This is a genomic window from Streptomyces sp. NPDC006450 (assembly GCF_040612195.1).
Classification (GTDB): Bacteria; Actinomycetota; Actinomycetes; order Streptomycetales; family Streptomycetaceae; genus Streptomyces.
Map to the genome: position 1 here is coordinate 1 of NZ_JBEXPT010000171.1, position 10,169 is coordinate 10,169.

The 10,169-nt window shown below is 73.1% G+C and carries 10 protein-coding genes; 8 read left to right on the plus strand and 2 right to left on the minus strand.

The window, feature by feature from the left end; translation table 11 throughout:
* Positions 1–907: DUF6350 family protein (locus ABZY57_RS30265; protein WP_356517344.1), on the plus strand; the 907-nt coding region annotated here is incomplete at its 5' end.
* On the opposite strand, the gene ABZY57_RS30270 is transcribed toward ABZY57_RS30265, so the two are convergent.
* Positions 908–1,612 (minus strand): hypothetical protein, encoded by a 705-nt coding sequence (locus ABZY57_RS30270; protein WP_356517346.1) that lies wholly within the window; start codon positions 1,610–1,612, stop codon positions 908–910.
* A gap of 262 nt (positions 1,613–1,874) precedes the next feature.
* Here ABZY57_RS30270 and purN point away from each other — a divergent pair, with 262 nt between their 5' ends.
* Both purN and purH read left to right on the plus strand, forming a co-directional pair.
* The gene (purN, locus tag ABZY57_RS30275) at positions 1,875–2,498 is read left to right on the plus strand and encodes a phosphoribosylglycinamide formyltransferase (RefSeq protein ID WP_356517348.1); all 624 of its coding nucleotides are present in this window, start codon (positions 1,875–1,877) and stop codon (positions 2,496–2,498) included.
* 32 nt (positions 2,499–2,530) lie between these two features.
* Positions 2,531–4,111 (plus strand): bifunctional phosphoribosylaminoimidazolecarboxamide formyltransferase/IMP cyclohydrolase, encoded by a 1,581-nt coding sequence (purH, locus tag ABZY57_RS30280; protein WP_356517350.1) that lies wholly within the window; start codon positions 2,531–2,533, stop codon positions 4,109–4,111.
* Between the two features lie 168 nt (positions 4,112–4,279).
* Here the strand turns inward: purH and ABZY57_RS30285 are convergent, their stop codons facing one another.
* Positions 4,280–4,915 carry a hypothetical protein gene (locus ABZY57_RS30285; protein ID WP_356517352.1) on the minus strand — a complete coding sequence of 212 codons (636 nt, stop codon included), beginning with the start codon at positions 4,913–4,915 and terminating at the stop codon, positions 4,280–4,282.
* 271 nt (positions 4,916–5,186) lie between these two features.
* Here ABZY57_RS30285 and ABZY57_RS30290 point away from each other — a divergent pair, with 271 nt between their 5' ends.
* The 5 genes from ABZY57_RS30290 (at position 5,187) to ABZY57_RS30310 (ending at position 9,945) form a co-directional block, all read left to right on the plus strand.
* A complete protein-coding gene (locus ABZY57_RS30290) occupies positions 5,187–6,050 on the plus strand; it encodes a bifunctional methylenetetrahydrofolate dehydrogenase/methenyltetrahydrofolate cyclohydrolase (protein ID WP_254382492.1) in 864 nt (287 codons plus the stop codon).
* Complete coding sequence (locus ABZY57_RS30295) at positions 6,040–6,510, plus strand: DUF3017 domain-containing protein (RefSeq protein ID WP_356517354.1); 471 nt, start codon at positions 6,040–6,042, stop codon at positions 6,508–6,510. The genes ABZY57_RS30290 and ABZY57_RS30295 overlap by 11 nt, the downstream gene beginning before the upstream one ends.
* A gap of 201 nt (positions 6,511–6,711) precedes the next feature.
* Positions 6,712–7,701 carry a malate dehydrogenase gene (locus ABZY57_RS30300; protein WP_356517356.1) on the plus strand — a complete coding sequence of 330 codons (990 nt, stop codon included), beginning with the start codon at positions 6,712–6,714 and terminating at the stop codon, positions 7,699–7,701.
* Positions 7,702–7,847: 146 nt separating this feature from the next.
* Positions 7,848–9,557: a hypothetical protein gene (locus ABZY57_RS30305; RefSeq protein WP_356517358.1), complete on the plus strand. Its 1,710-nt coding sequence runs from the start codon at positions 7,848–7,850 to the stop codon at positions 9,555–9,557.
* Positions 9,547–9,945 carry a hypothetical protein gene (locus ABZY57_RS30310; RefSeq protein WP_356517360.1) on the plus strand — a complete coding sequence of 133 codons (399 nt, stop codon included), beginning with the start codon at positions 9,547–9,549 and terminating at the stop codon, positions 9,943–9,945. Before ABZY57_RS30305 ends, ABZY57_RS30310 begins: the two co-directional genes overlap by 11 nt.
* Positions 9,946–10,169: the final 224 nt, after the last annotated feature.

Sequence of the window (10,169 nt, forward strand, 5' to 3'; positions counted from 1 at the left end):
CGGCTTCGGCGGCTCGCCCGCGCTGCCGGGCTTCCCGCTGCTCGCGGCGCTGCCCCCGCAGGGCCCGGGCACGCCGCTGACCTGCGCCGTCGGCGCGGTGCCGGTACTGGCCGGGCTGGCGGTGGGCTGGCTGGCGGTACGCCGGGCACGCGATGTCTCGTACGGGGAGACCGCGCTGACGGCGGCACTGGGCGCCCTGGTGTGCGCGCTGGCGACGGCCGCTCTCGCCGCGGCTTCGGCGGGGCCGCTCGGTTCCCGGGAGCTGGCCGCCTTCGGCCCCGTGTGGTGGCAGACGGGCGGGGCGGCCCTGGGCTGGACCCTGGTCCTCGCGGTCCCGCTGGCCGTCACCGTGCACGCCTGGCGGAACCGGCCCGCGAAGGGCCTGGCCGATGCCGGCGACGCCGAGGACGGCTGGCACGACAGCGGCGTGCGCGAGGTCCGCTGGGCGGCCCTGCGCCGGGCGGCGGGCACCTTGATCCCGGACTTCTCCAGCACCCCGGCCGAAGGTGACGGGCCGGCCCCGGCCCGGATTCCGCAGGAAGCGCCCCGGCTGGCGTCCACACCGGGGAAGCGTCCCGTGCTGGTCATGCCCGGCCTCAAGCTGGACCTGACCCCGATCCCGCTCCCCGCGCTGCCCGCGGAGCCGCCACCGGTGGGGGCGGGGGCGCCCACGCCCGCACCCGAGCCCCGGCCCGGAGTCCTCGTACCGGCAGGATCGTCCCTCCCGGCGCCCCCGGCCCCGCTCGTCCCGCCGGTGACCGGAGCCCGCGTACTGACCCGCCGGAAGCCCGAAACGGCAACGGGACCGGGACCGGCAACGGACCCGGGGCAGGCCGGTGCGGCCGGTCCGGCCGGGCAGTCCGAAACGGACCGTCACCCCGAGCCCGAGGCCGTCCGGATCGACTAGCTAGCGCTGGACCTCGAGCATCTTGCCGATGAAGTTGTCCGGCAGCAGGTCGTTGCACTGCAGCTCGGCCGGCTTGGTGAGGGCGTCCTGCTTGCAGACGTAGAAGTCCTTGTAGGTGAGCTGCACCGCGTACGAGGACAGCGCCAGCAGGATCGCCAGCGAAGCCGTCACGAGGCCGCTCGCCGCCGCCGTCCGCTGGGGCCGGGCGGCGGCACCCAGCGCCGACAGTCCGCCCCGGGCCTCGCCGGGAGCCGCGCCGGCACCGGCATCGGCCCCCGAGGCCGCACCCGCATCCGTACCGGCACCCCGGCCCATCGCCGTACCGATGTCCGACGCCGAGGCGCCCGTGCCGCCCTGCGCCCCGTCCGCGGACGGCTTCGCAGGGACCCCGCGCAGCGCGCTGATCCCCCAGTACAGGGCGAGCGCGCCCAGCAGCAGTCCCATCGACGGAATGCCGAAGACCCCGAAGAAGAAGCCCCACATTCCGGCCAGCAGCGCGTACCGCGCCCGCCGCTGGATCGGGTCCGTGGGGTCCCAGCGTGCCGGTCCCGACCCGGGGTCCGCGCCCGGTCCCGACCCGGGCTTCTGCTTGTCGCCGCCGTCACTGCCGGCGCGCGGCTCCCAGAGCTGGTCGGGCCGGCCTTCCGGGGGCGCCGCGAAGGGGTTGTCGTCGGTGGAGCGGTCGGGCTGGGGGCGGTCCGGCATCGGGTGTGTTTCATCCCCTGTGTCGTGGACGCCGCTGGGACGTCCGAGGCCTGTTTACGGCGTGTACGCCAGACGCTACCGCCCACCCGTCCCCCCGTCCCTCGGGGGCCGTCCGGTGTGCCGGTATCGTTGCAGGCGGTCGGTGGCTTCGTATGGTCCCCCGTATATCGGGGACCCGTAGTTTCATGCGATCACACAAGACGAACGACGCGCCCCTGGTTCACGCCGGGAGGCGCCCCCGCTCGACGAGAAAGGGCCTCCCATGGCCGCCTCCCGCCTGGTCGTGCTGGTCTCCGGATCCGGCACCAACCTCCAGGCCCTGCTCGACGCCATCGACGCCCACCCCGGCGGACCCGAGGGCTTCGGCGCCGAAGTCGTCGCCGTGGGGGCCGACCGGGAGAACATCACCGGCCTGGAGCGCGCGGAGAAGGCGGGGATCCCGACCTTCGTGTGCCCGGTCAAGGCGTACGCGAGCCGTGCGGAGTGGGACGCCGCCCTGACCGAGGCCACCGACGCCCACGCGCCGGACCTCGTGATCTCGGCGGGGTTCATGAAGATCGTGGGCCCGGAGTTCATCGGCCGTTTCGGCGGCCGGTTCGTCAACACCCACCCCGCCCTCCTCCCGGCCTTCCCCGGCGCCCACGGCGTACGGGACGCCCTCGCCTACGGCGCGAAGGTCACCGGCTGCACCGTCCACTTCGTGGACGCGGGCGTGGACACCGGTCCGATCATCGCCCAGGGTGTGGTCGAGGTCCGGGACGAAGAGGACGAAGCCGCTCTCCATGAGCGGATCAAGGAAGTCGAGCGCGAGCTGCTCGTCGACGTCGTGGGGCGCCTGGCCCGGCACGGCTACCGCATCGAGGGACGAAAGGTAACAATCCAGTGACCGCCGCAGAGGCCGCAGGGACCGCAGAGACCGTGACCGCAGAGAACGAGGACCTCGCCGCGTCGAAGCGCCCGATCCGGCGCGCGCTGATCAGCGTCTACGACAAGACGGGACTGGAAGAGCTGGCCCGCGGTCTGCACGAGGCGGGTGTCGCGCTCGTCTCGACCGGCTCCACCGCCTCGAAGATCGCCGCCGCCGGGGTGCCCGTCACCAAGGTCGAGGAGCTGACCGGCTTCCCCGAGTGCCTGGACGGCCGGGTCAAGACCCTGCACCCGCGTGTGCACGCCGGCATCCTCGCCGACCTGCGCCTGGAGGACCACCGCAACCAGCTCGCCGAGCTGGGCGTCGAGCCCTTCGACCTGGTGATCGTCAACCTCTACCCCTTCCTCGCGACCGTCCAGTCGGGCGCGACCCCGGACGAGTGCGTGGAGCAGATCGACATCGGCGGCCCCTCGATGGTCCGCGCCGCCGCCAAGAACCACCCCTCGGTGGCCGTGGTCACCAGCCCGGCGCGCTACGACGCCGTGCTCGCCGCCGCCCTGGGCGGCGGTTTCGACCTCACCGCCCGCAAGCGGCTCGCGGCCGAGGCCTTCCAGCACACCGCCGCGTACGACGTCGCCGTGGCCTCCTGGTTCACGAACGCGTACGCCCCGGAGCCGGAGGCCGTCCTGCCCGAGTTCCTGGCCGGCGCCTGGGAGCGCAAGTCCACCCTCCGCTACGGCGAGAACCCGCACCAGGCGGCCGCGCTGTACACGGACGGCCAGCCGGGCGGGCTCGCCAACGCCGAGCAGCTGCACGGCAAGGAGATGTCCTACAACAACTACGTGGACACCGACGCGGCCCGCCGCGCCGCCTACGACCACGAAGAGCCCTGCGTCGCGATCATCAAGCACGCCAACCCGTGCGGCATCGCGGTGGGCAAGGACGTCGCCGAGGCCCACCGCAAGGCGCACGCCTGCGACCCGGTCTCCGCCTTCGGCGGCGTCATCGCCGTCAACCGCCCGGTGAGCGTCGAGCTCGCCGAGCAGGTCGCGGAGATCTTCACCGAGGTCATCGTGGCCCCCGACTTCGAGCCGGGCGCCGTCGAGGTCCTGGCGAAGAAGAAGAACATCCGCGTCCTGAAGGTGGAGGGCGCCCCGCAGCAGCCGGCCGAGCTCAAGCCCATCTCCGGCGGCGTGCTGCTCCAGCAGAGCGACCTCGTCCAGGCCGACGGCGACGCCCCGGCGAACTGGACGCTCGCCACCGGCGAGGCCCTCTCCGACGACGAGCTCGCCGACCTCGCCTTCGCGTGGAAGGCCTGCCGCGCCGTGAAGTCGAACGCGATCCTGCTCGCCAAGGACGGCGCCTCGGTCGGCGTCGGCATGGGCCAGGTCAACCGCGTCGACTCCGCGAAGCTGGCCGTCGAGCGGGCGGGCGCCGAGCGCGCGCAGGGCTCGTACGCCGCCTCCGACGCCTTCTTCCCCTTCCCGGACGGGCTGGAGATCCTGACGGCCGCCGGCATCAAGGCCGTGGTCCAGCCGGGCGGCTCGATGCGCGACGAACTGGTCGTCGAGGCCGCGAAGGCGGCGGGCGTGACGATGTACCTCACCGGGACCCGCCACTTCTTCCACTGAGGTACCGAGGTACCGAGGTACCGAGGCACCGAGCCGCCGAGCCGCCGAGCCGCCGCGTCACTCGGTCCGGTGCCCACCCGCAGGCGGCGAAGGCCGCGTACCGCAGCAGTGCGGGACGCGGCCTTCGCCGCCTGCGGCTCCGGTACGAGCGGTCGTACCGGAGACGGCCTAGTACTGCGGGCGCTTGAAGTAGACGCTCGCTGCGGAGTTGGCCAGGCCGACGATGATCCAGACGCCCAGGCCGAGCGAGATCAGCGTGAGGACCAGCGAGAACATGGCGGCGCCGGCTCCGGTGCCGTGCTGGCTGCTCAGCGTGATCACGTTGCCGATCAGGCCGATGGCGGCGAATCCGGCCTGCAGCGAGCCGAAGATGATGCCGGAGACCCGCACGCCGCCTCGGCCCTTGCCCAGCTTGGCGGCGGTCAGGATCGGCCACAGCGAGATGCCGACGAGGACGATGCCGATGACGACGAAGAAGACGCTCAGCGCGGTGCCGGCGTCGCTCGACGAGGAGCTGGAGTCGGCGAACTCGGAGGCGAACACGGCGCCGATGACGGCGACGGCCACGCCGCCGAGGGCCTGGAGGATCCCGAGGATCCACAGGATGACCCGCGCTCCCTTGACCCCGCCCGGCATCGGCAGCGGGGAGCCCGGGTAGCCGGGGACGCCAGGGTAGGCCTGCTGCGGGTAGGCGTAGCCGCCCTGGGCGGGGATGCCCTGGGGGGCCTGCGGGGGATAGCCGTAGGCGGGCTGGCCGCCCTGCGGCTGCTGCCCGTACGGGTTGTTCGGGTCGCCGAAGCTCATCTGGGGTGTTCCTCCGTGGAGTGCGGGGACGCACGGCACGCGCGGAGGAGTCACTGCAAGTCGTGCGGCCCGCCCCCCGGCACTGCCCGCGGCACTACTGATCCCCGCATCGTCGTCCGGCCGGACCGGGGTTGTCCAGCCAGGACGCCGCCCGCCCGGCACTTGTTGTGCAAGTGCAACGCGCCAGGAACGAAGCCGGGACGGGCCGTGCGGGGGCGGCGGCCGGACCCGCGACTGGATCCGCGGCCGCTCCATCCGGGAGGATGGGTCCATGACTGCCCAGATTCTCGACGGCAAGGCCACCGCAGCCGCGATCAAGTCCGAACTGACCGCCCGCGTGGCGGCGCTCAAGGCCCGGGGCATCACCCCCGGCCTCGGCACCCTGCTGGTCGGTGACGACCCGGGCAGCCGCTGGTACGTCAACGGCAAGCACAAGGACTGCGCCGAGGTCGGCATCGCCTCCCTCCAGCGCGAACTGCCCGCGACGGCCTCCCAGGAGGACATCGAGGAGGTCGTGCGGGAGCTGAACGCCAACCCGGAGTGCACCGGCTACATCGTGCAGCTCCCGCTCCCCAAGGGCATCGACACCAACCGGGTCCTGGAGCTCATGGACCCGGCGAAGGACGCCGACGGCCTGCACCCGATGTCACTCGGCAGGCTGGTCCTGAACGAGCCGGGCCCGCTGCCGTGCACTCCGTACGGGATCGTCCAGCTGCTGCGCCACCACGGCGTCGAGATCAACGGCGCGCACGTGGTCGTCCTCGGCCGCGGGATCACCGTCGGCCGGTCCATCGGCCTGCTGCTCACCCGCAAGTCCGAGAACGCGACCGTCACCCTGTGCCACACCGGTACGCGCGACCTGTCCGGACTGCTGCGCCAGGCGGACATCGTCGTCGCGGCGGCCGGTGTCCCGCACCTGGTCAAGCCGGAGGACGTGAAGCCGGGCGCGGCCGTCCTCGACGTCGGCGTCAGCCGCGACGAGAACGGCAAGATCGTCGGGGACGTGCACCCCGGGGTCGCGGACGTGGCCGGCTGGATCTCCCCGAACCCGGGCGGTGTCGGCCCGATGACCCGGGCGCAGCTCCTCGTCAACGTGGTCGAGGCGGCCGAGCGGGCGGTTCCCCGTGCCGGCTGAGCGCGCGCCGGAGCACAGCACGGTCCCCGAGCCCGTTCCCGCCGAGGCAGCCGCCCGGGGGGAGCACGAGGGGGCCAGGTCCCGCCGCTTCCCCTCCGTCACCCGGGACACCGCGCGTCCCGAGGGCGGCGGCCGGGCCGCGCCCGGCGACGCGCCGGCTCCGGCCCGGCAGTGGCCGATGCTGGCCGTCCTCAGCGCGACGGCCGGCGGACTGCTGCTCACCGCGATGAACCATCCGCGCGCCGGCTGCCTGCTGATCGGCATCGCGCTGGTCGCGGGCGCGGTGATGCGCCGGGTGCTGCCCTCCGTGGGCATGCTGGCGGTGCGCTCCCGCTTCACGGACATGGTCACGTACGGCCTGCTGGGCGTGGCGATCACCCTGCTCGCCCTGGTCATGGAGCCCCATCCGGTACTGGACGTCCCCTTCCTGGAGACCGCGGTCCGTTTCACGGTCCGCTGACCCTCCGGGGCCCCGCGGCACCCCCCGGGGGGACGCCCCGTGTGCCCCGCGCCACACGGGGCGGGGGATTGGGGTGTTCCAGGGTCGGATAGCCTGACCGCGGATGTCTCTTCACGTCAAGATTTACCGGGCCACGGAGCGGCGTCCTCCCAGCACATGGGGCAAGGACGCCCCACCCCCAGCTGTCTAACGGAGAAGGCCATGACCCGCACTCCCGTGAATGTCACCGTCACCGGCGCCGCCGGCCAGATCGGCTACGCGCTGCTGTTCCGCATCGCCTCCGGCCACCTGCTCGGCGCGGACGTGCCGGTCAAGCTCCGTCTTCTGGAGATCCCTCAGGGCATGAAGGCCGCCGAGGGCACCGCCATGGAGCTCGACGACTGCGCCTTCCCGCTGCTCGCCGGCATCGACATCTTCGACGACCCGAACAAGGGCTTCGAGGGTGCCAACGTCGCGCTGCTGGTCGGCGCCCGCCCGCGCACCAAGGGCATGGAGCGCGGTGACCTGCTCTCCGCCAACGGCGGCATCTTCAAGCCGCAGGGCGCCGCGATCAACGCGAACGCCGCGGACGACATCAAGGTCCTGGTCGTGGGCAACCCGGCCAACACCAACGCGCTCATCGCGCAGGCCGCCGCCCCGGACGTACCGCGCGAGCGCTTCACCGCGATGACCCGCCTGGACCACAACCGCGCGATCTCGCAGCTGGCCGCCAAGACCGGCGCCGCCGTCTCCGACATCAAGCGCCTGACCATCTGGGGCAACCACTCGGCGACCCAGTACCCGGACATCTTCCACGCGGAGATCGCCGGCAAGAACGCGGCCGAGCTGGTCAACGACCAGGCCTGGCTGGCCGACGACTTCATCCCGACCGTCGCCAAGCGCGGCGCGGCGATCATCGAGGCCCGCGGCGCGTCCTCGGCCGCCTCGGCCGCCAACGCCGCCATCGACCACGTCCACACGTGGGTCAACGGCACCGCGGCGGGCGACTGGACCTCCATGGGCATCCCGTCGGACGGCTCCTACGGCGTCCCGGAGGGCATCATCTCCTCCTTCCCCGTCACCACCAAGGACGGCCGCTACGAGATCGTCCAGGGCCTGGACATCAACGAGTTCTCCCGTGCGCGCATCGACGCGTCCGTGGCGGAGCTCGTCGAGGAGCGCGACGCGGTGCGCGAGCTCGGCCTGATCTGATCGTTCGCGTACGGCCCGGCCGACCAGGCCACCGTACGAACGCGTACGAATCCGTGTGAACACCGAAACGCCCCGGCCAAACCTGGCCGGGGCGTTTGGCGTGAATCTTTCTGTCGTCGCATGGAGGGGAACCCTAGGGTCGGTCGGTGACCGAGAACCCGATTCCCCATCAGCCCAGCGGCAGTTGGTCCGGTCCCTCCGCGGGCCGCCCCCCGGTTCACCCCTCCCTCAGCGAGGCCGGTCGCTTCCTGTGTGCGGGAACCTACCTCGACGCCGGGTACCGCGACCGGGTCATCGACGAGCTGTACGTGCACGAGGAACGGATCGTCGCCCCCTCCTACGGCTACGACGCCTCCCGGGTCCTCGCCCACGCGCTGCGCGCCCGCCGTGCCGAGCTCGGCTGGGCCGCCGGCGTCCTCGGGGCCTGGTTCGTCGGCTCCCTGCTCACGGGCGGCGCCCTCGCCGTATTCGTCCTGCCCTTCCTGCTGCTGAGCCTCGCCGACTGGCTGCGTGCCCGGAACGTCCCGGTGCTGCGGTTCCTGTCCGTGGTCCTGCGGATCTACGTGTGGTGGCTGCTGCTCGCCGTGCTCGCGGTGGTCGGCTTCGGCGGCGGCTTCCAACTGCTGGGCTTCCTGGACGAGATGGGCGGTTCGGACGTCAGTCCGTTCTCCCCGAGCGGCGCGGAGGTCGCCGGAGCCGCCGCCCTGTGGTGGCTGCCGGTCGTCTTCGCCGCCGTGGTGACCGTCGTGGGACTCCAGCGCGGGCACGTCTTCCGGACCATCGCCACCGACCTCTCCGAGCGCCGCTACGCCGACCACGCGAACGACCCGGCCGAAGCCGCCGACGGGGTCCGCTTCCAGCGGGTCCGCCAGCGCATCCGGGCCGAGCAGCACGCACCGATGATCATGTACGACGTCAACGACCCGTTCTGCGGAGCGGGTGATTCCTTCCGGCCCTGGCAGCTGTCCGTCGAGCTGCGCCCGCGCGAGGACCTCGGCCCCGACCGCAAGCCGGTCCCGGTGACCAACGCCCACATCCTGGCGCGGATCGTGCCGCTGCTGGAGCGCCTGCGGGTGCCCTCCCCCCACGGCTCCCCGGAGGAGGCCGCCGCCGTGGGCGACCGGATGCGCGAACTGGTCCTGGACGAGTGCGTGTTCCTGCCCGCGGGCGGGCTGCCGCACCGGGACACCGCGCAGGTCGTGCACGGGCAGTTCGGCGAGCAGCGGGCCGCCGCCATCGAGGAGGGCGGCGAGCGCCGCCGGCACTTCCTGCGCGTGCGGGTGGGCGGCTGGGACGAGAACCTCGTCGTCACCGTCTTCGTACGGGTCCACACGCAGGGCGGGATGATGATGCTGGAGGTGGCCCCGCACGTGCTGCTGCCCGTCCGGACCGACTTCCACAACGCGGACGCGGACGCCCAGCGCTACCGCAACAACAGCGGTTTCGGCAAGGCCGTCTGGGCCCTGCGCCACACCCCCGGATCCCTCGTGGCCTCCGCGGCCACGCTGGGCCGCGGACTGGCGAGCTGGTGGCGGATCGCCACCGGCGGCCACGGCGGAGCCCGGCCCGAGGGGCCGCGGGTGTCGGTGCGCGACCTGGCTTCCGAGGACAACGGCTCGCTGTTCCACCTGATGGACCTCGACCGCTTCCTGAAGACCATCCAGGACCGGGTCGTCGGAGGCGTCGTCGTCGCACTGCACGAAGCGGGCTGGCACACCGAGGAGTTCGCGCAGCGCGCGGTCACCGTCGCCGAGGGCGGAGTGTTCATCCAGTCGATGAACCACAGCGCCTTCAGCGTCGGCGGCAGCAACAACACCAACAGCACCAAGTTCAAGGGGAGTACCGGTGGCAACTGAAAACGGCGGTACGGGTACGGGCACGGCCGGGCAGGAGCCCGCCGTCCGCATCGGCGAGGTCAAGGGCAGCGCGTTCAGCATCGGCGGCAGCAACAACACCAACACCGTGCACCACGGGGGAGCGGCTTCGGACACGGTCGGGCCGCAGGTCCTCCTCGACGCCGTACTGGAGCTGCGCGCGGCCCTCGTACGGCTGCCGCGCGGCGAGGACAGGGCGGCGCTCGACGCCGAACTGGACGGGGTCGCCGAGGGACTGGAAGGGGCCGAGGAGATCCGGCCCGGCCTCGTCCCCCGGCTCCGCGGGGCCCTGGAGCGGTGGGCTCCGCTGGTGGAGTCGGTCAGCGCCGCCACAGCCCTGGCCGGGCTCCTGACCACGCTGGGAGGCTGAGCGTGCCCCCGCAGGACACCCCCCGCTGGGATCCCGCGACCCAACGCTGGGTGACCGGCCCCCAGCCGGCCCCGCCCCACACCCCGCCGCCGGCCCCGGCCCCGACCCATGCCCCGTCACCGCCCCCGGGCCCGCCGCCGACCCCGGCGCCGGGCCACGCGCCGGTTTCGGGCCCGCCGCCGACCCCGGCCCCGGGCCACGCGCCGGTTTCGGGCCCGCCGCCG

Bases quoted from the DNA above. Each gene is read 5' to 3' on its own strand.
- ABZY57_RS30270 (WP_356517346.1), bottom strand. From the start codon at position 1,612: ATGCCGGACCGCCCCCAGCCCGACCGCTCCACCGACGACAACCCCTTC.
- purN (WP_356517348.1), top strand. From the start codon at position 1,875: ATGGCCGCCTCCCGCCTGGTCGTGCTGGTCTCCGGATCCGGCACCAAC.
- ABZY57_RS30285 (WP_356517352.1), bottom strand. From the start codon at position 4,915: ATGAGCTTCGGCGACCCGAACAACCCGTACGGGCAGCAGCCGCAGGGC.
- ABZY57_RS30290 (WP_254382492.1), top strand. From the start codon at position 5,187: ATGACTGCCCAGATTCTCGACGGCAAGGCCACCGCAGCCGCGATCAAG.
- ABZY57_RS30300 (WP_356517356.1), top strand. From the start codon at position 6,712: ATGACCCGCACTCCCGTGAATGTCACCGTCACCGGCGCCGCCGGCCAG.